Annotated in this window: 23 protein-coding genes; 21 read left to right on the top strand and 2 right to left on the bottom strand. The window is 63.7% G+C overall.

The window, feature by feature from the left end:
• Positions 1-30 precede the first annotated feature (30 nt).
• The gene (gene rnr, locus QUV25_RS08640) at positions 31-2,319 is read left to right on the top strand and encodes a ribonuclease R (RefSeq protein WP_300863209.1); all 2,289 of its coding nucleotides are present in this window, start codon (positions 31-33) and stop codon (positions 2,317-2,319) included.
• 54 nt (positions 2,320-2,373) lie between these two features.
• Positions 2,374-2,925 (top strand): YggT family protein, encoded by a 552-nt coding sequence (locus tag QUV25_RS08635; protein WP_300863208.1) that lies wholly within the window; start codon positions 2,374-2,376, stop codon positions 2,923-2,925.
• On the opposite strand, the gene QUV25_RS08630 is transcribed toward QUV25_RS08635, so the two are convergent.
• Both QUV25_RS08630 and lysM read right to left on the bottom strand, forming a co-directional pair.
• Positions 2,922-4,481, bottom strand: a complete 1,560-nt coding sequence (locus tag QUV25_RS08630; RefSeq protein WP_300863206.1) for an NAD(P)H-hydrate dehydratase — start codon at positions 4,479-4,481, stop codon at positions 2,922-2,924. The two genes, QUV25_RS08635 and QUV25_RS08630, sit on opposite strands and share 4 nt — an antisense overlap.
• 4 nt (positions 4,482-4,485) lie before the next feature.
• Positions 4,486-4,986: a peptidoglycan-binding protein LysM gene (gene lysM, locus QUV25_RS08625; protein WP_300863205.1), complete on the bottom strand. Its 501-nt coding sequence runs from the start codon at positions 4,984-4,986 to the stop codon at positions 4,486-4,488.
• A gap of 373 nt (positions 4,987-5,359) precedes the next feature.
• On the opposite strand from lysM, the gene rpsB reads away from it, so the two are divergent.
• The 19 genes from rpsB to QUV25_RS08530 all read left to right on the top strand — a co-directional run bounded on the left by rpsB (position 5,360) and on the right by QUV25_RS08530 (position 22,899).
• On the top strand, positions 5,360-6,115 hold the full coding sequence (gene rpsB / locus QUV25_RS08620; RefSeq protein ID WP_300863565.1) for a 30S ribosomal protein S2: 756 nt from the start codon (positions 5,360-5,362) through the stop codon (positions 6,113-6,115).
• 111 nt (positions 6,116-6,226) lie between these two features.
• A complete protein-coding gene (gene tsf / locus QUV25_RS08615) occupies positions 6,227-7,114 on the top strand; it encodes a translation elongation factor Ts (RefSeq protein WP_300863204.1) in 888 nt (295 codons plus the stop codon).
• A gap of 154 nt (positions 7,115-7,268) precedes the next feature.
• Complete coding sequence (gene pyrH, locus QUV25_RS08610; protein ID WP_300863203.1) at positions 7,269-7,979, top strand: UMP kinase; 711 nt, start codon at positions 7,269-7,271, stop codon at positions 7,977-7,979.
• A gap of 55 nt (positions 7,980-8,034) precedes the next feature.
• Positions 8,035-8,595: a ribosome recycling factor gene (gene frr / locus QUV25_RS08605; protein WP_300863202.1), complete on the top strand. Its 561-nt coding sequence runs from the start codon at positions 8,035-8,037 to the stop codon at positions 8,593-8,595.
• A 54-nt stretch (positions 8,596-8,649) separates the two neighbouring features.
• Entirely contained in the window at positions 8,650-9,390 is a 741-nt protein-coding gene (gene uppS / locus QUV25_RS08600; protein ID WP_300863201.1) for a polyprenyl diphosphate synthase, read from the top strand.
• Positions 9,383-10,216, top strand: a complete 834-nt coding sequence (locus tag QUV25_RS08595) for a phosphatidate cytidylyltransferase (RefSeq protein WP_300863199.1) — start codon at positions 9,383-9,385, stop codon at positions 10,214-10,216. Before uppS ends, QUV25_RS08595 begins: the two co-directional genes overlap by 8 nt.
• 4 nt (positions 10,217-10,220) lie before the next feature.
• On the top strand, positions 10,221-11,405 hold the full coding sequence (gene ispC / locus QUV25_RS08590) for a 1-deoxy-D-xylulose-5-phosphate reductoisomerase (RefSeq protein WP_300863198.1): 1,185 nt from the start codon (positions 10,221-10,223) through the stop codon (positions 11,403-11,405).
• Between the two features lie 39 nt (positions 11,406-11,444).
• Positions 11,445-12,809, top strand: coding sequence for an RIP metalloprotease RseP (rseP, locus tag QUV25_RS08585; protein WP_300863197.1), 1,365 nt, complete (start codon positions 11,445-11,447; stop codon positions 12,807-12,809).
• 13 nt (positions 12,810-12,822) lie between these two features.
• A complete protein-coding gene (gene bamA / locus QUV25_RS08580) occupies positions 12,823-15,120 on the top strand; it encodes an outer membrane protein assembly factor BamA (protein ID WP_300863196.1) in 2,298 nt (765 codons plus the stop codon).
• The gene (locus QUV25_RS08575) at positions 15,120-15,638 is read left to right on the top strand and encodes an OmpH family outer membrane protein (RefSeq protein WP_300863195.1); all 519 of its coding nucleotides are present in this window, start codon (positions 15,120-15,122) and stop codon (positions 15,636-15,638) included. Before bamA ends, QUV25_RS08575 begins: the two co-directional genes overlap by 1 nt.
• An 11-nt stretch (positions 15,639-15,649) precedes the next feature.
• Complete coding sequence (gene lpxD, locus QUV25_RS08570; RefSeq protein WP_300863194.1) at positions 15,650-16,705, top strand: UDP-3-O-(3-hydroxymyristoyl)glucosamine N-acyltransferase; 1,056 nt, start codon at positions 15,650-15,652, stop codon at positions 16,703-16,705.
• Positions 16,702-17,142 (top strand): 3-hydroxyacyl-ACP dehydratase FabZ, encoded by a 441-nt coding sequence (fabZ, locus tag QUV25_RS08565; protein WP_300863192.1) that lies wholly within the window; start codon positions 16,702-16,704, stop codon positions 17,140-17,142. Before lpxD ends, fabZ begins: the two co-directional genes overlap by 4 nt.
• Positions 17,143-17,161: 19 nt before the next feature.
• Positions 17,162-17,956 carry an acyl-ACP--UDP-N-acetylglucosamine O-acyltransferase gene (gene lpxA / locus QUV25_RS08560; RefSeq protein ID WP_300863191.1) on the top strand — a complete coding sequence of 265 codons (795 nt, stop codon included), beginning with the start codon at positions 17,162-17,164 and terminating at the stop codon, positions 17,954-17,956.
• Positions 17,957-17,960: 4 nt separating this feature from the next.
• Positions 17,961-19,106 (top strand): lipid-A-disaccharide synthase, encoded by a 1,146-nt coding sequence (gene lpxB, locus QUV25_RS08555; RefSeq protein ID WP_300863190.1) that lies wholly within the window; start codon positions 17,961-17,963, stop codon positions 19,104-19,106.
• Positions 19,078-19,710 carry a ribonuclease HII gene (rnhB, locus tag QUV25_RS08550; protein WP_300863189.1) on the top strand — a complete coding sequence of 211 codons (633 nt, stop codon included), beginning with the start codon at positions 19,078-19,080 and terminating at the stop codon, positions 19,708-19,710. Before lpxB ends, rnhB begins: the two co-directional genes overlap by 29 nt.
• On the top strand, positions 19,707-20,474 hold the full coding sequence (locus tag QUV25_RS08545; RefSeq protein WP_300863188.1) for an RNA methyltransferase: 768 nt from the start codon (positions 19,707-19,709) through the stop codon (positions 20,472-20,474). Before rnhB ends, QUV25_RS08545 begins: the two co-directional genes overlap by 4 nt.
• A gap of 230 nt (positions 20,475-20,704) precedes the next feature.
• Positions 20,705-21,859, top strand: a complete 1,155-nt coding sequence (carA, locus tag QUV25_RS08540; protein ID WP_300863187.1) for a glutamine-hydrolyzing carbamoyl-phosphate synthase small subunit — start codon at positions 20,705-20,707, stop codon at positions 21,857-21,859.
• Positions 21,856-22,515, top strand: coding sequence for a leucine efflux protein LeuE (gene leuE, locus QUV25_RS08535; RefSeq protein WP_300863186.1), 660 nt, complete (start codon positions 21,856-21,858; stop codon positions 22,513-22,515). Before carA ends, leuE begins: the two co-directional genes overlap by 4 nt.
• Positions 22,516-22,536: 21 nt before the next feature.
• Positions 22,537-22,899 (top strand): hypothetical protein, encoded by a 363-nt coding sequence (locus QUV25_RS08530; RefSeq protein WP_300863185.1) that lies wholly within the window; start codon positions 22,537-22,539, stop codon positions 22,897-22,899.
• Positions 22,900-22,904: the final 5 nt, after the last annotated feature.

The following is a 22,904-nucleotide window of genomic DNA, read 5'->3' as shown; positions in this document are numbered from 1 at the left end:
CAGGAAAACCAGAATTCTATCAGAGAAATTGTGAACGAAAAAAACAGCCTGCTGGCCGAATTTGAAGGTGTTGTATCGGGCCATCGCGATGGCCATGGCTTTGTGATCCGCGACGATGGACAAGCCGATATCTACCTGCCTTCCAACGAAATGCGCGCGGTCCTGCACCGGGATCGGGTCAAAGCGCGTATCGTGCGCACGGACCGCAAAGGCCGACCCGAAGGCCGCGTGACCGAAATCGTGGAGCGCGCAGATGCCCCCATCATCGGCCGTCTGCTGCACGAGAGCGGCGTCTGGCTTGTGGCGCCTGAGGACAAGCGCTATGGGCAGGACGTGCTAATCCCCAAAGGGGCGACAGGCTCTGCCAAGACAGGTCAGGTGGTGGTGGTCGAACTCACAGAACCCCCAGCGCTCTATGGGCAGCCGGTCGGTCGCGTGAAGGAAGTGCTGGGTGAAATCGACGACCCGGGCATGGAGATCGAGATCGCGGTGCGCAAATACAGCGTGCCACACGAGTTTTCCGATGCTGCGCTGGCGCAGGCCCGCTCTCTGCCCGACCATGTCCGGACAACCGACCACAAAAACCGAGTGGATTTGCGCGATGTGCCTCTGGTCACCATCGACGGCGAGGACGCGCGCGACTTCGACGATGCGGTGTATTGCGAGCCTGCCAAGGTGGGGCGTGGCAAGGGCTGGCGATTGTTGGTGGCCATCGCTGATGTGAGCCATTATGTGGAGACCGGTTCGGCGATCGATGTCGACGCCTACGACCGGGCCACTTCCGTGTACTTCCCGCGCCGCGTGATCCCCATGCTGCCCGAGAAGCTCTCCAACGGCCTGTGTTCGCTCAACCCCGGCGTGGAGCGCCTGTGCATGGTGTGCGACATGCTGATCACCGCCAAGGGTGACATCCACGCCTACCAGTTCTACCCCGCGGTCATGTTCAGTCACGCGCGCTTCACCTACACGGAAGTGGCGGCCATTCTGCAAAACACCCGTGGGCCGGAAGCCGCGCAGCGCAAAGGGCTGTTGCCTTACCTGATCAACCTGCACGATGTGTATTGCGCCTTGCTCACGGCGCGCGGCGTACGCGGTGCGGTCGACTTCGAAACCGTGGAGACGCAGATCGTTTGCGACGAGTCTGGACGCATTGAAAAAATCGTGCCTCGAACCCGCAACGATGCGCACAAGCTGATCGAAGAGGCGATGCTGGCGGCCAACGTTTGCTCGGCCGACTTCATTGGTGAAGGAAAACACACCGGTTTGTTCAGGGTGCACGAAGGCCCCACGCCTGAGAAGCAGGAGACGCTGCGTAACTACCTGAAGGCCATGGGTGTGTCGCAGACCCTGAGCGATAAGCCGCACCCCTCGGAGTACCAGCGCATCGCGGCCGCTACCAAGGAGCGACCGGAATCGCAGCAGATCCATTCGATGCTCCTGCGTTCCATGTCGCAGGCCATCTACACGCCCAACAATGAGGGCCACTTTGGCCTGGCCTTCGACGCCTACACCCACTTCACCAGTCCGATCCGGCGCTACCCGGACTTGCTGGTGCATCGCGTGATCAAGGCGATCCTCGCTGGCAAGCGATACCAGTTGCCGGTCCTGCCTACGCCAGGAGAGGCCCATGCCAAGCTGAGCAAGCGTCTGGCCAGCCGCGCCAAGCCAGCCTCGGATGTGCCGGCCAAGAAGCCCTCGGCCGATATCCTGGCGTGGCAGGCCGCCGGTCTGCATTGCAGCGCCAACGAGCGGCGCGCCGACGAGGCCAGCCGAGATGTGGAAGCCTGGCTCAAGTGCAAATACATGCGCGAGCACCTGGGCGAGGAGTTCAGCGGCGTGGTGAGTTCGGTCACCAGCTTCGGCCTGTTCGTCACGCTCGACAGCATGTATGTCGAAGGCCTGGTGCACATCACCGAGCTGGGCGGCGAGTATTTCCGCTTCGATGAAGCACGCCAGGAGCTGCGCGGCGAGCGCACTGGCATCCGGTATGCGCTGGGCAGCCGTGTGCAGGTTCAGGTGAGCCGCGTGGACCTGGATGGACGCCGCATCGATTTCCGACTGGTAACGGGTGACGAAGATCTCACCCTGAGGGCCATGCGCGACAAAAATGGCGCAGAGCCCACGCCAGGAGTCCCGGCCAGCAAGTCGCGCCGCAGCCGGTCGGGTGACGCCGCGCCCCGTGATCGGACCAAGGGGAGCGCCGCTGGGGAAGCGGCAGGTGCGCCTGCCAAGTCGAGCGGCCGCCGCTCGGAACCCAAACGCACGGACCGGGGCGGCTCCCGCAGCGCTGCCGGTAAAGCCCGGAAAACCCGACGTTGATGCCTTGCGTGTCTTTGGTCCTCACTTGATCCTGTTCGCGCCCGAGCCTGTCCTATGCAAGTCGTTTTTTTTCTTCTGGATACCCTGTTCTTTTTTCTGGTGGCTGCGGCCCTGGTGCGCGCCTGGATGAACCAGCTGCGCATCCACATGTCGGCTCAGCCTGGGCAGTTCGTCATTGCCCTGACCGACTGGCTGGTGCAGCCGGTGCGTCGGGTACTGCCTCGCGGGCTGGCACAAAGCCGGGTCGACTGGGGCAGCCTGATGGCCGCCTTGCTGCTGGCCATTGCCTACGGGGGACTTTGGCTCACGTTGGCGACCATGGGTTCATCGGCCGAGTTTTCGTCCGCCGCCATGATCCTGGCCATCCCCACACTGGCTTTTAAGCTTTTGCTGCGCACCGTGCTGCAAGGACTGATGGTGCTGCTGCTGGTTTACGCCATCCTCTCGTGGCTGCAACCTCAGGCGCCGGTGTTGGGTACGTTGGACCGCCTCTGTTCGCCGCTCCTGCGGCCGGTGCGCCGCATCATTCCCACCGTGGGTGGTATCGACTTGTCGGTGCTGGTGCTCATCATCCTGCTGCAGGTGGCGCTGATGGTGCTGGGCTAGCGCACAGGTCTCACCCGTTCCGCGAGCCGGCTTGCACTCAGGGCACCGCTTTCGGTAGGCCAATGGTCGGCCAGCCAGCCGTGCTGGTACACCGCGTCGGCCACGCGCTGTAAGGCCTGCTCCGAGGTGAGTTCCGGAGCGGCCAGCGCCGCTCCCACGAGACCCGCAAGCACGTCGCCAGTGCCGGCGGTGGCCAGTGCAGCATTCCCGGTCGGATTGATCATGGGCACTTTGCCTGGTGCCGCGATCACCGTGCCCGAGCCCTTGAGGACACACACGGCCTGAAAGCGTTCGGCCAGTTCATCTGCCGCCAGCAGACGGTCAGCCATCACCCGCGCAGTGTCGGTACCCAGCAGGCGAGCCGCTTCCAGCGGGTGCGGCGTGAGCACAGTGATCCAGGCGCGACGGGCCCGTTGAGTGAGTTGCTGCTGCAGTGCCTCGTCGGTGGCGATGGCGTTCAGTGCGTCGGCGTCCAGCACCAGGCGAGGCGCGCGGGGCAACACGGTGGCCAGGACAGCAGCAACCGCCTGGCCGCCACCGCAGCCGCAGACCGTGGTCGCATGGCTGAGAGCGCCGTCCCGCAGCAGCAGGTCGAGGTGACGGAACATGAGTTCGGGAGCCACCGGGTCCCAGGCGGTGCGCGAATCGGCGCCTTCGAGCAAGCCCACCAGAACGCGACCAGCGCCGCCGTGCAAGGCAGCGCGGGCCGCCAGCACCGCGGCTCCGGTCATCCCTGCGCCGCACAGGGCGATGTCCTGTCCACCGATCACCACCACGTCTCCCCGGCTGCCCTTGTGGTCGCTGTGGGGGCCTGCGGTGCAGGACCTGCCGCCATCCGGACGACCGGCCAGCAAGGCCTTTGTCCCCACATCAGAGGAGGGCGGGCACTGCAGGTCGTCGAACCACACTTGTCCGGCCAGATCGCGACCACGGTAGGTGAACAGGCCTGGCTTCAGGGTCAGCAAGGCCAGCGTGTGGCGCTCGCCTGCAGGTCCGAGTGTGGGGTCGTTGTCCCTGTGCCCCAGCCAGCGGCCGTTGTCCGCGTCCAGTCCCGAGGGCACATCCACACACAGGCAGGGGGCGTTGGCATGGTGCAGCCAGGACAACCAATCGGCCATCACGCCGTCGGGTGGGCGCGTAACGCCAATGCCGAGCAAGGCGTCGATCGACAGGTCCCATGTCTCCGGGGGGTGTTCGCTGATCTGGACGCCCACGGCCTGCGCTTTCGCCAGGGCCCACGCGGCATCGGCTGGCCGTTGCGCGGCAGGCAGCAGGGTGACAACCACTTGCAAACCGTGGCCAGACGCCAACGCCCATTGGTGCAAATAGGTGGCGGCGATCAGGCCATCGCCGCCGTTGTTCCCAGGGCCACAAGCGACCCAGATGCAGCGCGCGTGAGGTGTCAGGGCCTGCGCGAGCTGGGCCACAGCCAAGCCAGCCCTGCCCATCAACACATGAACAGGTAGCCTGGTCGCAGCCGCCTGCTCCAGTGCGCGGGTTTGCGCCACGCCATGAAGCGGTTCAATCGACTGCTGGGTGATCCGCCGCAGCGGCATGCGATCAGGCGGCTGGAATGCGCAGCACCTGGCCGGGGTAGATCTTGTCGGGGTGGGTCAGCATGGGTTTGTTGGCCTCGAAGATCTGCGGGTACTTGTTGGGCGTGCCGTAGAACTGTTTGCTGATCTTGGACAGGTTGTCACCCTTGACCACGGTGTACATCTGCGACTCCGGCTCCGGTGCGGAGACCGTCATCAGATCGTTGACTTTGGTGACGTTGGCCACATTGCCGCAGCAAAGCACCACCTTTTCCCGCGTAGTCTGGTCGGGCGCGACGCCCGAGACGGTCACGGTTTCGGTGGCGGCATCAAAGCCCACGTCGAGCGCCTCCACCTTCAGCCCCATGCTGTTGATGTAGGTGGCAATCGCGTTGCCAGCGGTCTTGCTCAGTTCGGCAGCCTGTTCCGGGGTAGGCGCTGCCGGCGCCGCTGGGGTTGCGGCCTGGGCCTTGCCAATGCCGAACAACTTCTCGCCGGCTTCCTTGATGAAACTGAACATGCCCATGAAAATCTCCTGGTTGGGTAAGTGAAAAGGATCAAGGGGCATCGTGCGATGCTTGACGGCCGGCGTCAAGGCCTCGAACCGGTGCCCGTCCATTTCCGCACAGGAGCGGGCCATCTGGGCAACACCAGTGCCTGGTAGCAGCTTTGGGTGTCGCGTCAGGCCGGCCGAGTGCGGTGGAGTGTTGCCGGGCGCCTGTTATAATCGACTGGCTTTGCAGATGGCGACCTGTTCCTGGTGTTGGAGCAGGGTCGACCGGCGAAGTCAATCGCAAACCAGCCCATCCGGGTGTTGGGACGTGGGTCGAGGTACTCTGGTGCCGGCCTGTGTCGCAATCGGGGCTGGATTTCAGAACCAACCTTTGGAAACTTATCTCATGTCTATCTCCATGCGCGAAATGCTGGAAGCCGGTGTCCACTTTGGCCACCAGACCCGCTTCTGGAACCCCAAGATGGCGCCGTACATCTTTGGGCATCGCAACAAAATTCACATCGTCAACCTTGAGAAGACGTTGCCGCTGTTTGAAGAAGCAGCGAAGTTTGTTCGTCAGCTGTCGGCCAATCGCGGCACCATTCTGATGGTTGGCACGAAGCGGCAGTCGCGCGACATCGTGGCCCAGGAAGCCCGCCGTGCTGGCGTTCCGTATGTCGATCAACGCTGGCTTGGTGGCATGCTGACCAACTTCAAGACGGTGAAGACCTCGATCAAGCGCCTGAAAGAGATGCAGGCACAGAAAGAAGCTGGTTTGGATGCGATGAGCAAGAAAGAGCAGCTCATGTTCGCCCGCGAGATGGAGAAGCTGGAAAAGGACATCGGCGGCATTCAGGATATGAATGCCCTGCCGGACGCCATCTTCGTCATTGACGTCGGCTTCCACAAGATCGCGGTGCTCGAGGCGCAAAAGCTGGGTATTCCCCTGGTGGGTGTGGTTGATACCAACCACTCGCCGGTTGGCATTGACTACGTGATTCCCGGTAACGACGACTCGGCTCGCGCCATCGCACTGTACGCCCGTGGTATCGCCGACGCCATCCTGGAAGGCCGCAACAACGCGGTGAGCCAGGTGGTCAAGGCCGTGTCGGCCGAGGGCGGCGACGAATTCGTCGAGGTCAAGGAAGACACAGCAGCCTGACCCCAGGCACTGCGAGAAAGAGGGGCTCGCGTGGCCCCTTTTTCACAACCCGATTTGTTTAACGAACTGCCCGCTGCCAGATCCCGGCAATGTGGCCCATGGAGAACCCCAATGGCAATTACCGCAAGCATGGTTGGCGAACTGCGCGCCAAGACCGATGCGCCGATGATGGAATGCAAGAAAGCACTGACCGAGGCCGATGGCGATATGGTCAAAGCCGAAGAGCTGCTGCGCGTCAAGCTGGGCACCAAGGCTGGTAAAGCTGCCAGCCGTGTGACCGCTGAAGGCGTGGTTGCCAGTGCCATCAACGGCAACACCGGCGCCATGATCGAAGTCAATTGCGAAACCGACTTCGTGACCAAGAACGACAGCTTCCTGGCCCTGGCCAATGCAGCTGCCGCCCTGGTGGCCGAGCACAACCCGGCTGACGTGGCTGCGCTGGGTGCGCTGCCCTACAGCCAGGACGGCTTCGGCCCGACGCTGGAAGAAGTGCGCAAGGGCCTGATTGGCAAGATTGGCGAGAACATGAGTTTTCGCCGTTTCAAGCGCTACAGCAACGGCGGCAAGGTCGCCGGCTACCTGCACGGCACGCGCATTGGTGTGTTGGTGGAGTTCGACGGCGAGGAAGCACCGGCCAAGGACACCGCCATGCACATTGCGGCCATGAAACCCGTGGCGCTGACCAGCGCCGACGTGCCAGCCGACCTGATCGACAAGGAGCGCTCGGTGGCCACGGCCAAGGCCGCGGAATCGGGCAAGCCAGCCGACATTGCGGCCAAGATGATCGAAGGTTCGGTGCAGAAATACCTGAAAGAGGTATCGCTGTTCAATCAGCCTTTCGTCAAGAACGACAAGCAGACCGTCGAGCAGATGCTCAAGGCCAGCGGTACCACAGTCAAGGGTTTCACGCTGTATGTGGTGGGTGAGGGCATCGAGAAGAAGGTCGACGACTTTGCCGCCGAAGTGGCCGCCCAGGTGGCTGCCGCCAAAGGCGCCTGACGCACCTGGCTGTTCGCAGCCGATTCGCCAGATCACAACGGGCCGCAGGGCCCGTTGTCACGTCAGCAGGGGCTCGATGCCTGCGATCGGCACCGGCCGGTCGGTACACTCAAGGGGTCGTCTGTTGGCGACTCTGACGACCAGAAAGTGATTTATGCCAGCCTACAAACGGATTCTGCTCAAACTCTCGGGTGAGGCCCTGATGGGTGACGATGCTTTTGGCATCAACCGGGCCACCATCGTTCGCATGGTGGAAGAAATTGCGGAGGTGACACGCCTGGGCGTCGAGGTGGCCATCGTGATCGGGGGCGGCAACATCTTTCGCGGTGTGGCCGGTGGCTCGGTCGGCATGGACCGCGCCACGGCGGATTACATGGGCATGCTGGCCACGGTGATGAACTCGCTCGCGCTGGCCGACACCATGGAAAAGGCTGGTGTGGTGGCGCGCGTGATGTCGGCCATCGCCATCGAGCAGGTGGTTGAGCCCTACGTGCGCCCCAAGGCCTTGCAGTACCTGGAAGAGGGCAAGGTCGTGGTATTTGCTGCTGGCACCGGCAACCCGTTTTTCACCACCGACACCGCAGCGGCGTTGCGTGGCGCCGAGATCGGCGCCGAAATCGTGCTCAAGGCGACCAAGGTCGATGGGGTTTACAGCGCAGATCCCAACAAGGACCCCACCGCCTCGCGCTACGCCACCATTTCGTTCGATGAAGCGATGGCGAAGAACCTTCAGGTGATGGACGCCACCGCGTTTGCGCTGTGCCGAGACCAGAAGCTGCCGGTCAAGGTGTTCTCGATTTTCAAGCCCGGCGCACTGCGCAAGGTGGTGCTGGGTGGCGACGAAGGCACCCTGGTTCACGTCTGAGCCCGCTGCTCTGGAGCGCAGAGGCTGGCTACACTGACCCTACTGAGGAGTATTCATGAGCATTCCCGAGATTCACGAACAGGCCGAGCACAAGATGCTGCAGTCGCTGGAGTCTTTCAAGCACGGCCTCACCAAGATCCGCACCGGTCGCCCCAGCCCCCAGCTGCTGGACACGGTCCATGTAGAGTACTACGGCGCCATGTTGCCGCTGTCGCAGGTGGCCAACCTGTCGCTGCTGGATGCGCGCACCATTGGCGTGGCGCCCTGGGAAAAGGGCATGGGGACCAAGATCGAAAAAGCGATTCGTGAATCCGATCTGGGCCTCAATCCCTCGAGCCAGGGTGACCTGATCCGAGTGCCCATGCCAGCCATGACCGAAGAGCGCCGCAAGGAGCTGACCAAGGTGGTGCGCAACGATGGAGAGGCTGCCAAGATCGCCATCCGCAACCTTCGTCGTGATGCCAATGACGCTGTCAAGAAGCTGGTCAAGGAAAAGCTGGCCTCTGAAGACGACGAGCGCCGCGCACAAGAAGACGTGCAAAAGCTTACCGACCGCATGATCAACGAAGTAGATCGGTTGGTGGCGGCCAAAGAGCAGGACATCATGGCGGTGTGAGGCGCCAGTGCGCTGCCTGCGGCCCCTTGTCCACCTCATCGGAAGAGACCCGTTTTGACCCAAGCCGTCCAGGTGCCGACCAGCGTACCGCGCCACGTGGCCATCGTCATGGATGGCAACGGGCGCTGGGCGAGCCAGCGCCATCTGCCTCGGCTGGCGGGTCACAAAAAGGGTGTCGATGCGCTGCGTCGGGCAGTGCAGGCCAGCCTCGACCAGGGTGTGTCGGTGCTCACCGTGTTTGCTTTTTCCTCCGAGAACTGGAGCCGGCCCGCCGCCGAGGTCGCTGGTCTGATGGATCTGCTTTCGCTGGTATTGGACCGCGAGGTGGAGTCCCTTTCCGCCAACGGCGTGCGGCTGCACTTCCCTGGTGATCGCGCAGGTTTGTCCGAGCGGGTGGCGCAAGGGCTGGCGGCAGCAGAAGCGCGCACGGCCCACAACCAGCGCTTGGTGCTCAATGTCTGCTTCAACTACGGCGGACGCTGGGACATCGCCCATGCAGCCCGGCGTCTGGTGGCCGAGGGTCGTGAGATCACTGAGAAAAACCTCTCCGAGGCCACAGCGCTGGCCCATGTCGGTGACCCCGATCTGCTGATCCGCACCGGTGGCGAAATGCGCATCAGCAATTTCCTGCTCTGGCAGTCGGCGTACACCGAACTGTTTTTCTCGGCTTGTCTGTGGCCAGACTTCGACGACTTCGAAATGGCGCGTGCTCTGAAGGCCTATGCCGAACGAGAGCGGCGTTTTGGGCAGATCGGCGAACAGGTTCAACAGCCGATCGGGCCGCAATATGCTTAAGCAGCGGATCATCACGGCCGTGCTGTTGCTGGCCGTGCTGCTGCCGACGCTGTTCTATCCCCGCATCGAGCCGTTTGGGTTGCTGACGCTGGTGTTGATCGCTGCTGCCGGTTGGGAATGGGCCCGCCTCAACGGATCTGGCCCACAGGCTTCCCGGCTCTTGGGCATCGGTCTGGGCGTGGCGCTGGCGGTGTTCTGGTGGGCTGGCGGCCTGGCTCAGGACTGGCGCGTGCTCTGGCGGGTGCTGGGGGGCGTCTGGTTGGTGCTTGCTTTCTTGATGCTGTCTCGGGGCGTGCAGGGCTGGGCCAAATGGCCGACGGGTTTGCGGCTGTGGGGCGGTCTGCTGTTGATCGCCTGCGCCTGGTTGGCCCTGGTGCAGGCGCGCCAGATAGGCCTGGGCTTTTTGCTGTCGGCGCTGCTGCTGGTCTGGATGGCCGATATTGCCGCCTACTTTGGGGGCAAGACCCTGGGGCGTCGCAAGCTGGCGCCCACGGTGAGTCCGGGCAAAACCTGGGAGGGCGCCATCAGTGGTGCGGTCGGTGTGTTTCTGATGGCTGGCGCCTGGATCTGGGCCGACGCGCGCGGCTGGGGCGATCACAACAGCCTGTATGTGCGCCTCTGGTCGCTGGGGCCTCTGCTGGCGGCGCTGGGCCTGCTGTACCTGATCGTGATGAGTGTGGTGGGCGACCTGGTGGAGTCGCTGGTCAAGCGCAGCGCCGGTGCCAAGGATTCCAGCCGCCTGCTGCCCGGCCACGGCGGCGTGCTCGATCGGGTCGATGCGTTGGTGCCCGTTCTGCCTCTTACCATGATGCTGGCCACTTTGTGAACCCATGACCACGCTGCAATTCGTCACCATCCTAGGCTCAACAGGGTCCGTCGGCACCAACACACTCGACGTGCTGGCCCGCCACCCCGACCGTTTCCGCCTGTTCGCGCTCACCGCCTCGACGCAGGTCGAAACCATGCTGGCGCAATGCGTGCGTTTTCAGCCGCGCTTCGCGGTGATGGCCGACGCCACCGCTGCCCAGGATCTGGCACAGCGGATCCGGCAGCAAGGTTTGGCGGTGGAGGTGCTCTCTGGCGCGCAGGCGCTTTGCGACGTGGCGCAGGCAACCGAGGTGCATGTGGTGATGGCGGCCATCGTCGGTGCCGCAGGGCTGGCGCCCTCGCTGGCCGCGGCGCGCGCAGGAAAGAGATTGCTGCTGGCCAACAAGGAAGCGCTGGTGGTGGGGGGGGAGCTGTTCATGTCGGCGGTACGCGAGGGCGGTGCGACCTTGTTACCCATCGACAGCGAACATTCGGCCATTTTCCAGTGCCTGCCACCCGACGCATCCACCTGGCGCCGCAGCATCCAGCACATCATGCTCACCTCGTCCGGTGGCCCTTTTCGGGATGCGCCGCTGAGCCAGATGGCCAGCATCACGCCGGACCAGGCCTGTGCCCATCCCAACTTCGTCATGGGGCGAAAAATTTCGGTCGACTCGGCCACCATGATGAACAAGGCGCTGGAAGTGATCGAGGCGCGCTGGTTGTTTGATCTCGCGCCCGAGCAGATTCAGGTGCTGATTCACCCTCAGCAGATCATCCACTCGATGGTGCAGTTTCACGACGCCTCCGTGCTGGCCCAATTGGGAACGCCCGACATGCGGGTGCCGATTGCCTACGGCCTGTCCTGGCCAGAGCGTTTCGAAAGCGGTGCCGATCCTCTGGATTTCCGCCGGCTCGCTGCCCTCACGTTTCGTGAGCCCGACTTGCAGCGCTACCCAGGCCTGGCCCTCGCTTGGGAGACCTTGCGCGCGCCTGAAGGCACCTCGACGGTGCTCAACGCGGCCAACGAAGTGGCGGTGGCCGCTTTTCTTGATGAACGCCTTCGGTTTGATCGCATTCATGCGGTGATCCATGCAACTTTGTCGGCGCTCAGCCCCTCCAAACCGGGCTCCCTGGCCGACCTGCTGGCCATCGATCTGGAGGCCAGGCAACTGGCCCAGGATCAGGTGCGGCGCCTGTCCGACTGACCGGGCCGGTCGACCCCGATACCGCGACGGAACCCTCTTATGCTCACCTTGTTTGCTTTCATTCTGGCTTTGGGCCTGTTGATCGCTGTGCACGAATACGGTCACTACCGCATGGCCGTGGCCTGCGGCGTGAAGGTGCTGCGTTTTTCGGTCGGGTTTGGCAAGCCGCTCCTGAGCTGGAGGCGCCCGGGCAACCCGACTGAGTTTGTGGTGGGCGCTTTGCCGCTGGGCGGTTATGTGCGCATGCTCGACGAGCGCGAAGCGCCGGTGGAGGCGGCCGAACGGCATCTGGCCTTCAACACCCAGCCGCTGCGCTCGCGAGCGGCGATTGTGGCAGCGGGTCCCGCTGCCAATCTGTTGCTGGCGGTGCTGATCTACGCCTTGGTGAATTGGACCGGCGTCGAAGAGCCCAAGCCTGTGCTCGGCAGCCCTGCGCCTGCGTCCGTGGCCGAGCGCGCTGGCATCCAGGGCGGCGAATGGGTGGTGCAGACCGCGGGCCCTGATGAAGCGCCTAGCGATGTGGGTTCGTTTGACGGCCTGCGCTGGCGCCTGACCCAGGCTGCGTTGTCCAACGAGGACATGACGCTCTGGCTGGCAGATGCCGAGGGCGGCACGGCGCGAGCGGTGATTCTGCCGCTGGCCGAACTCGACGTGCGCGAGGCCGACGCCAGCCTGTTCCAGCGCATCGGCATCGTCGGTCCCTGGAGCGATCCGGTGGTGGGTGAGGTGATGGCTGGCGGTGCTGCCGAGGCGGCTGGCCTGCGCGAAGGCGACCGCGTGATCAGCATCGACGGGAAGCCGGTCGGTGACGGCCAGCGGCTGCGTGCCCTGATTCGGGCCGGGGTGGGGCCCGCCGGCCAGGCGGTGGAACAGCAATGGGAGATCCGCCGTGCCTCCCTGCCACTGCAACTGGTGGTCACCCCGGCGCCAGAGCCACAGGGTGAGGCCTGGGTCGGACGCGTCGGCGCCTACATTGGGGCCGCGCCCGAGATGATGACGGTGCGGTTCGGCCCGTTGGATGGCCTGTGGCAAGGCACGGTGCGCACGGTGGAAGTGTCCTGGCTCACGCTCAAGATGATGGGGCGCATGCTCATCGGTGAGGCCTCGATCAAAAACCTCAGTGGACCACTTACGATTGCCGACTATGCGGGCAAATCTGCCAGTCTGGGCATTACCCAGTATCTGCTGTTTCTCGCGCTCATCAGCGTGAGTCTGGGTGTGTTGAACCTGCTGCCGCTGCCGGTGCTCGATGGCGGGCACCTGATGTATTATCTTTGGGAAGGTGTGACCGGGCGCAGTGTGAGCGATGCTTGGATGGAGCGCCTGCAGCGCGGAGGTGTGGCGATTCTGTTTGCACTCATGGCCGTCGCTTTGTTCAATGATGTAGCCCGCCTGGCTGGCTGACCGCTTCCCTTTCATGAAAATATCCAAGATCGGTCTGCGTGGCCTGACGTTGTCGGTGCTCGCATCTTCCCTGCTGGCGGCCTTGCCCGCCTGGGCTGTCGATCCGTTCACCGTTCGCGACATCCGCCTCGAAGGCCTGCAGCGGGTGGAGCCTGGCACGGTGTTCGCCTCGCTGCCATTTCGCATCGGTGATCAGTACAACGACGACAAGGGCTCCACCGCGATCCGGGCGCTGTTTGGTCTGGGTCTGTTCAGTGATGTGCGGCTGCAGGTCAATGGTGACGTGCTGGTGGTGATCCTGGAGGAGCGGCCGACGGTCGCTGATGTCACTTTCTCCGGCATCAAAGAGTTTGATGCGGAGGTGCTCAGGCGGTCGCTGCGCGACATTGGCTTGACCGAAGGTCGGCCCTACGACAAGGCGCTGGCCGACCGGGCCGAACAGGAGCTCAAGCGCCAGTACATCAACCGCAGCCTGTATGCCGCGCAGGTGGTGACCACGGTTACGCCGGCCGAGCGCAACCGGGTGAGTCTGAACTTCAGCGTGACCGAAGGCGATGTAGCCAAGATCCGCGACATCCGTATCGTGGGCAATCAGGCCTTTCCCGAGTCGACGCTGCGTGGTCTGTTTGACCTCAGCACCGGTGGCTGGCTGACCTGGTACACCAAGTCCGACCGCTACTCCCGCGCCAAGCTCAACGCCGACCTGGAGAGCTTGAGGTCCTACTACCTCACGCGTGGCTACCTCGAGTTCCGCATCGATTCGACCCAGGTGGCGATCGATCCGGGCAAGGAGGACATGACCATCACCATCAACATCAGTGAGGGCAATCGCTATGTGGTGTCCTCAGTGGAGTTGCAGGGTGAGTACCTGGGGAAAGAAGCCGAATTCAAGTCGCTGGTGGCGCTGCGCGCCGGTGAGCCCTACAACGCCGAAGACGTGTCGACCACAGTCAAGGCCTTCACCGATTATTTTGGCGCTTTCGGTTATGCCTTTGCGCAGGTTGAAGCCACACCCGAAATCGACCGCGTGAACAACCGCGTGGCATTTGTGCTTCGTGCCCAGCCATCGCGCCGCGTCTACGTGCGCCGAATCAATGTCGAAGGCAACGACCGTACCCGAGACGAGGTGATTCGCCGCGAGCTCCGTCAGCTCGAATCGGCTTGGTACGACAGCGACCGCATCCGCCTCTCGCGCGATCGCGTCGACCGCCTCGGGTTTTTCACCCAGGTGGGTGTTGAGACGCAGCCGGTGCCCGGCTCGCCTGATCAGGTCGACCTGACCCTGAGCGTGGTCGAGAAACCCACCGGCAACCTTTCGCTGGGCGCGGGCTATTCGCAGGCTGAGGGGCTTTCCCTGATTGCCGGCATCAAGCAGGAAAACGTCTTTGGCTCGGGAAACTACCTGGGGCTGGACATCAACACCAGCAAATTCAACCGCCAGTTTGTGCTGAGCACGACCGATCCGTATTACACGGCCGATGGCATTTCGCGCACGTTTGATCTCTACTACCGCACCACCACGCCGTTCACCGAGCAAGGCGGGGACTACCGCCTGATCACACCGGGCATCAGCGTGCGCTACGGTGTGCCGTTCACCGAGCAGGACACCGTGTTCTTCGGTATTGGCGCGGAGCAAACCGAGATCGAGCCCGGCACCAACATTCCGGCAGCCTACCTCAAGTACGCCACCGATTTCGGCTTCAAAAGCACCTCGGTGCCGCTCACCATCGGATGGAGCCGTGACAACCGAGACAGCTCGCTGGTGCCCACCACCGGCCGACTGCAGCGCGTGAACGGGGAGGTGGGCATTGCCGGCGATACCCGCTACACCAAGCTGAACTACCAGTTCCAGCAATACATCCCGCTGAACAAGCAGTACACCCTGGCATTCAACGCCGAGGCCGGATGGGGCAAGGGTCTCGGCGGCCGCCCGTTCCCAGTGTTCAAGAACTTCTTTGGGGGTGGACTGGGCTCGGTGCGTGGATTTGATCAAGGCACGCTGGGTCCGCGGGACATCACCGGCTCCTTCATCGGAGGCCCGCGCAAGCTTGGCCTGAACGCCGAATTCATTGCTCCGTTTCCGGGCGCGGGCAACGACCGCACGTTGCGCGTGTTCGGGTTTGTCGACGTGGGCAATGTTTATGGTGAAAAGGAAAAGATTGACTTCAGCGAAATGCGGGCTTCGGTCGGCGTGGGCCTGAGCTGGATCTCGCCCATTGGTCCGCTCCGATTTGCTTACGCCAACCCGGTGCGCAAGTTCGCTGGCGATAGAATCCAGAAATTCCAGTTTCAGATCGGCACGTCGTTTTGATGAAGACTCATTCCCGCTCGTTCGTTCGTCCCCTGATTGCCCTGGCCGCTTGTGGTCTGCTGGCCGGCGCGGCGCTGGCGCAGGAGTTCCGCATCGGCTTCGTCAATACCGAGCGGATTTTCCGCGAGGCCAATCTGGCCAAGGCGGCGCAGACCAAGCTCGAGCAGGAGTTCTCGCGCCGCGAGAAAGAGGTCGCAGGCCTGGCTTCTCAGCTCAAGTCGGCGTCTGAGAAGTTCGAACGGGAAGCGCCCACCTTGCCGGAGTCGCAGCGCGTGACCCGCCAGCGCCAGCTGGTCGAGCTCGATCGCGACTTCCAGCGCAAACAGCGCGAGTTTCAGGAAGACCTGAACTTGCGCAAGAACGAAGAGCTTCAGCAGGTGCTGGAGCGCGCCAACCGCGTCATCAAGCAGGTCGCCGAGAACGAGAAGTACGACCTCGTGATCCAGGAAGCGGTCTACATCAACCCCAAGCACGACATCACCGACAAGGTGCTCAGCGGCTTGAACAGTCTCAAGTAAGAGGCCCCCAGGTGTCCAAATCCCTGGGCTCCCTGGTCGAGGCCCTGGGTGGTGATTTGCTCGGAGACCCGGCCACGCCGATCGTGCGGCTGGCGCCGCTGTCGACAGCCCAGACAGGGGCGCTGGCTTTTGTGGCGCAGGCCCGATACATCCATCAGATTCAGACCACCGGGGCATCGGCCCTGATCGTGATGCCCGAGCTGGCGACGGCCGCCGCAGCGCGCGGCGCCTGCATCGTCACGCCTGACCCTTATCTGTACTTCGCACGCCTGACGCAGTGGTGGCGCGCCGAGCTGGCACCGGTGGCAGCGCCCGCCGTGCACCCATCGGCCAGCATCCATCCCACCGCTTTGGTCGACCCTCTGGCGGATGTCGGGGCTTTTGCCGTGGTCGATGCCGAGGCGAGGATCGCCAAGGGTGCGCGCATCGGCGCCCATTGCGTCATTGGAGCCCGAGCCGAGGTCGGCGAGGGTTCGGTCCTGTACTCGCGGGTGACGATCGGGGACGATTGCCGTCTGGGTGCCCGCTGCATCCTTCACGCCGGCGTGGTCGTCGGGGCCGACGGTTTTGGGTTTGCGGCCGACGCCGGCCGGTGGGTCAAGATAGAGCAGCTGGGCGCGGTGCGCATCGGCAACGACGTGGAAATCGGTGCCAACACCTGCATCGATCGCGGCGCGCTGGACGACACCGTCATTGAAGACGGGGTGAAACTCGACAACCTGATTCAGATCGGTCACAACGTGCACATCGGCGCACACACGGCAATGGCGGGCTGTGTGGGTGTGGCCGGCAGCGCGATCATTGGCGCGCACTGCACCGTCGGGGGTGGCGCCGTGGTGCTTGGGCACCTGACTCTGGCCGATGGGGTGCATATCTCTGCGGCGTCGGTGGTGACCCGATCGATCAGGCAGCCGGGCCAATACACTGGCATGTTTCCCATCGACGACAATGCAGTCTGGGAGAAAAACGCGGCTTCCCTGAAGCAACTCCACCGGCTGCGGGATCGCCTCAGAGCGATTGAACAGTCGATGACACTCGCGACACGCGAGACACCTGAATCACCATGATGGACATCCACGAAATCCTCAAGCAGCTTCCGCACCGCTACCCGTTCCTGCTGGTGGATCGCGTGATCGAGATGGAGAAAGGCAAGCGCATCCAGGCGCTGAAGAACGTCACGATCAACGAGCCATTTTTCGGTGGCCACTTTCCGCACCGCCCCGTGATGCCGGGTGTGTTGATGCTCGAAGCCATGGCCCAGGCCGCTGCCTTGCTGGCCTTTGATGCGCTGGACAAGACACCGGACGACAACACGGTCTATTATTTTGCTGGCATCGACGCGGCGCGCTTCAAGCGACCTGTGGAGCCTGGCGACCAGCTCATCATGGATGTGACGCTCGACCGCATGAAGTCTGGCATCTTCAAGTTCACCGGCGTGACGCGGGTCGCAGGCGATGTGGTGTGCGAGGCACAGCTGATGTGCACCATGCGCACCATTGCCTGAAGCAGCCGGGTTCGTTGCCGTGGCCCAGGTTCACCCCACCGCCCTGGTTGATCCGGGCGCAGAACTCGACAGTTCGGTCAGTGTTGGCCCGTACACCGTGATTGGTCCGCACGTGAAGGTTGGTGCTGGTACCACCATCGGTGCACATTGTGTGATCGAGGGCCACACCACGATCGGGCGCGACAACCGCATCTTCCAGTTCAGCTCGCTCGGCGCGATTCCGCAGGACAAGAAATACGCAGGCGAGCCCTGTGAGCTCGTCATCGGAGACCGCAACACGGTGCGCGAGTTCTGCACCTTCAACATCGGCTCGCCCACCGGGGGGGCGATGACCTCGGTGGGGAACGACAACTGGATCATGGCCTATGTGCACCTGGCTCACGATTGCCGGGTGGGCAACCACACCATCTTCGCCAACAACTCGCAGCTGGCTGGCCATGTGGTCGTCGACGACTGGGTGATCCTGGGTGGATTCACCGTCGCGCACCAGTTCGTGCGCATCGGTGCGCATGCAATGACCGCCATGTGTTCTTTGCTGTTTGCCGATCTGCCGCCGTTCGTGATGTGCCAGGGGCAGCCCGCTGGCGCTCGCTCCATGAATTACGAAGGCCTGCGCCGACGCGGTTTCACCGCTCCTCGGATCGCGGCGGTGAAGGGCATGCACAAGGCCTTGTACCGCGGTGACTTGACGCTGGAGCGCGCCATGCAGGAGATCGCGGTGCTGGGTGAGCAGACGCCCGAGGCGGCTCCCGATGTGGCCATGATGCTGGACTTCCTGAAGCAGATCTCCCCCCAGCGCGGTATCGTTCGCTGACGGCATGGACGGCAGCCAGCGTTTTGCCTTGGTGGCAGGCGAGACGTCGGGTGACCTGCTCGCTGGGCTGCTGCTGGGCGGAATGCGCCAGCGCTGGCCCGATCAACAGTGCTATGGCATCGGTGGCCCGCGCATGGCGGAGCAGGGCTTCGAGGCCTGGTGGCCGAGTGATCGGCTGGCGGTGCGTGGCTACATCGAGGTGCTGCGCCACTACCGTGGCATTGTCGAGATCCGCAACCAGCTGCGCGAACGCCTGTTGACCCGCGACCGGCCAGACCTGTTCATTGGCGTGGACGCGCCCGATTTCAACCTCGATCTCGAAGCCGCGCTCAAGGCGCAGGGCGTTCCTACCGTGCACTTTGTCTGCCCGTCGATCTGGGCCTGGCGGGCGGATCGGGTCGAGAAGATTCGCCGCAGCGTCAACCATGTGCTGTGCATTTTTCCCTTTGAGCCCGATCTGCTGGCGCAACATGGCATTGCCGCCACCTACGTCGGCCACCCACTGGCCAACGTGATCCCGCTGCAGCCCGATCGCGCGGCGGCGCGCACGTCCTTGAGCTTGCCCCTGGATGCCCCAGTGGTCGCTCTCCTGCCGGGTAGCCGCGCGTCGGAACTGCAATACCTCGGGGCCCGATTTCTGCAGGCGGCGCTGCGCATCCGCCAGGCGCGGCCGGAAGTGCGCTTCGTGATCCCGGCGGTACCCGCGCTGCGTGAGCGCATCGAGCAACTGGTGCGCACCAGCGGCCTGGTCGATGCCGTCCAGGTGCTGAATGGGCAGTCGCACACGGCGCTGGCCGCTTGCGACGTGACCCTGATCGCCAGCGGCACGGCGACGCTGGAGGCAGCGCTGTTCAAGCGGCCCATGGTGATCGCATACAACATGCACTGGCTGTCCTGGCAGATCATGCGACGCAAACAGCTGCAGCCCTGGGTTGGCCTGCCCAACATCCTGTGCGAAAACGCGGTGGTGCCCGAGCTCTTGCAGGATGCGGCCACGCCAGCTGCCATGGCCCAGGGGGTAATCGACTGGCTCGACGATGCTGCGAGAATCGAAGCTCTGCAGCAGCGCTTTCAGGCGCTTCACCACACTTTGAGGCGCGATACCGCTCAACTCGCCACCGATGCGATCGAACAAGTTCTTGCAGGCTGAGCAGGCCTCGCTGGTCTGGGATCTGCCTGGTCTCATCGCAGGGGTTGATGAGGCCGGGCGTGGTCCGCTGGCCGGCCCGGTGGTCGCCGCCGCGGTCATTCTGGACGACCGCGCACCCATCAAGGGGCTGGCCGATTCGAAGCAGCTCAGTGAGCGGCGTCGTGAGCAGCTGTACGACGAGATCCGGGCCAAGGCACTGTGCTGCAGCGTGGCTCAGGCGTCGGTCGAAGAAATTGACCGTCTCAACATCCTGCAGGCCACGTTGCTGGCGATGCAGCGCGCTGTGCTGGGCCTGCGTCTGAAGCCAGCCAAGGTGCTGGTCGACGGCAACCGCCTTCCCGCGCTGGATGTGCTGGCCGAGGCGGTGGTCTCTGGCGATGCGCTGGTGCCAGCGATTTCGGCTGCCTCCATCCTGGCCAAGGTCACGCGCGACCGCTTGCTGCTCAAGCTACACGACCAGTTTCCTGGCTACGGCTTTGACCGCCACAAGGGCTACGGCACCGCCCAGCATCTGCTGGCCCTTCGCACCCTGGGCCCGCTGGAAGCACACCGGCGCTCGTTCGCACCGGTGGCCCGGGCCTTGCAGCAGCAGGCGTCTCGGTGATCGCACCGCAGGATATCGCCTCGCGCGACAACCCGCTGATCAAGCGCCTGCGCCAGCTGTCGCAAGACAGCACGGCTTACCGCAAGCAAGGGCAGGTGTGGCTTGAGGGGGAACACCTCTGCCTGGCGCTGCTGGCGAGAGGTCTGCGGCCAGCGGTTGCTGTGTTCACCGAATCCTTCTGGCCCCAGGCCGAGCCGGTGCTGCGCGAGGCAGCGCCGCAGGTGAGTCGCATCCCGGACCACCTGATGGCGAGCCTCAGTGGCCTGGAATCGCCTGCGCGCATGGGTTTTCTTTGGACACTACCGACCCGGGTTGAGGTGAATCCTTCACTGCCAACGGTGGTGCTGGACCGACTGCAGGACGCCGGCAACGTGGGCTCCATCTTGCGCAGCGCCGCTGCCCTGGGCTTTGCCCAGGTGCTGGCGATCAAGGGCACGGCGGCCCTTTGGTCACCCAAGGTAGTCCGCGCCGGCATGGGCGCGCACTTTGGTCTGAACCTGGTCGAAGGACTCTCGCACGACGACACGAAAGCGCTGAAAGTGCCTTTGCTGGTGACCAGTTCTCATGCCGGCGACTGGCTGCACAAGGCCACGCTCCCCTGGCCCTGCGCCTGGGTGCTGGGCCATGAAGGGCAGGGCGTGGACCCGGCGCTGGTGGCGCTGGCCCAGCAGTCGGTGCGCATTGCCCAGCCGGGAGGCGAGGAGTCGCTCAATGTGGCGGCAGCGGCGGCCATTTGCCTGCACGCGAGCGCCACCACTCGCTGAGCCTGGCACACGCGCTCAAGGGCCGGTTGCGCAGCGGGCAGACGCTATAATTCCGGGGTTTACCCGCAACCGACGCAGTGCTCTGCGTCACCCGGCTTCTCGCACAGGTTGCCGGCTCGTTCATCTCGGGGCTCGGCTGGCCTGAAGCCCGACCAGAACGGCCCGATTCCTCCCCGGTTGTGTCCCTTGACGGGGCGGGTGCGCTCGAAAAAAAACCTCTGGAGAAGAACTTGCTGCCCGTCCACCCGAAAGCCCTCCTCGCGCTCGCCGACGGCACCGTGTTCACCGGCATCTCGATTGCCACCACAGGGCAGACCGTGGGTGAGGTGGTGTTCAACACCTCACTTACCGGCTACCAGGAAATCCTGACCGATCCGAGCTACTGCCAGCAGATCGTCACGCTGACCTATCCGCACATCGGCAACACCGGCATCAACGCCGAAGATGTGGAAGCCAGTCGTGTCCATGCCGCCGGTCTGATCATCAAAGATCTGCCGCTGCTCGCGTCGAACTTCCGCAGCGAGATCTCCCTGGCGCAATACCTCCAGCGTGAACACACGGTGGCCATCGCCGAACTCGACACCCGCGCACTCACCCGGCGCTTGCGCACCCACGGCGCGCAAAACGGCTGCATCCTGGCCTTGGCAGCGGGCGTTGTCATCACCGATGCGCACCGCGCACAGGCCATCGCTGCTGCGCAGACAGCGCCCAACATGGCAGGCCAGGACCTGGCCCGTGTCGTCAGCGTCAAAGAGCCTTATGCCTGGACCCAGACCGAATGGCAACTGGGCTTTGGTTATGGCGAGCAGATCTCGCCGAAATTCCATGTGGTCGCCTACGACTTTGGCGTGAAGCGCAACATTCTGCGCATGCTGGCGGCCCGGGGCTGCAAGATCACGGTGGTCCCCGCGCAGACCTCTGCGGCCGATGTGGCCAAGCTCAAGCCCAATGGCGTGTTCCTCTCCAACGGGCCAGGCGACCCCGAGCCCTGCGACTACGCCATCTCCGCGGCGCGCGACATCATTGACAGCGGTGTACCCACCTTCGGCATCTGCCTGGGACACCAGATCATGGCCTTGGCCAGCGGCGCCAAGACCTTCAAGATGAAGTTTGGCCACCACGGCGCCAACCACCCGGTGAAAGACCTGGACAGTGGCCGTGTGAGCATTACCAGCCAGAACCACGGATTTGCGGTGGACGAAAAAAATCTGCCTGCCAACCTGCGAGCGACCCATGTGAGCCTTTTCGATGGCACCTTGCAAGGACTGGCCCGCACCGATCGCCCCGCATTCTGCTTCCAAGGCCATCCGGAGGCGTCGCCCGGCCCGCACGACATCGGCTACCTGTTTGACCGCTTCATCGGCCTGATGGAAAAAACCGCATGAGCTTCTACGGTGTCACCGACATCTGGACGTACGCTCTGGGCGCTCTGGGAATCGTGTTGCTGCCTGGGCCCAACTCGATGTTTGTGCTGGCAGTGGCCAGCGCGCGCGGGGTGACAGCCGGCTACCAGGCGGCCACCGGCGTTTTCGTGGGTGACGCCGTGTTGTTGTTGCTGACGGCACTGGGCGCCGCCACCTTGCTGCACACCTACCCGGCACTGTTCGTGGTGGTGAAATACGCCGGCGCTGCCTACCTTGCCTGGCTCGGCGTTGGCTTGATCCGCAGCACCTTGCGCCAGGGCCTCGCGCCAGTGGCAGCTTGCGCCGAGAGCGTCTCCACCCGGCCCGACGCGCCCGCGGCCCATCCGTTTCGGCGCGCCCTGCTCATCAGCCTGCTCAACCCGAAGGCCATCCTATTCTTGCTGTCGTTTTTTGTGCAGTTCATCGACCCTGCCTACCCAGTCCCGGCGGTGCCGTTCCTGATCCTGAGTGCGATCGTCATGCTGTTCAGTGCGCTTTACCTCTCAGCGCTGATCGTGGGTGGTGCGCATCTGGCGCAGGTGTTTCGCGCACGTCGTCGGCTCTCAGCCGGCCTGGCCAGCGGTGTGGGGGTTTTGTTTGTCGGCTTCGGTGCCAAGCTGGCCACCGCCAGCCTCTGATGACTGTGCCCAAGGAGTGACATGAAGTTGTTCAGTTTTCCCGTGTTTGCGGTCGAAAAGGCGATTGCCAAACGCATGCTCTCGCTGCCGTCACCCCACAAGGAGTGGTTTGCCCAGCGCTGGGCGCAGAAGCCGTACCGCAAGTCCTTTGTCGAAAACAAGGCCATGCCGCTGGTGACCCTGATCGCCAAAGGCAAGAGCTGGGACGCCGATACCTTTGCCACCGAGCTGGCTGCTTGGGACGCCCTGTTTCACCCGACCGAAGTCGAGGTGCTGCGTCCCATGATCGAGGGTGATGGCTTGTTGCAGCTCATGCAGAAAAACATACCGGCCGAACGCGTGCAAGCCTTGCTGAACCACCTGGACACCCGCCGCCAGCCCTGAACTGC

This window comes from Hydrogenophaga sp. (genome assembly GCF_030373245.1).
GTDB lineage: Bacteria > Pseudomonadota > Gammaproteobacteria > Burkholderiales > Burkholderiaceae_C > Hydrogenophaga.
Note: the sequence above shows the minus strand (reverse complement) of the source record. Positions and strands in the feature narration are given on the sequence as shown.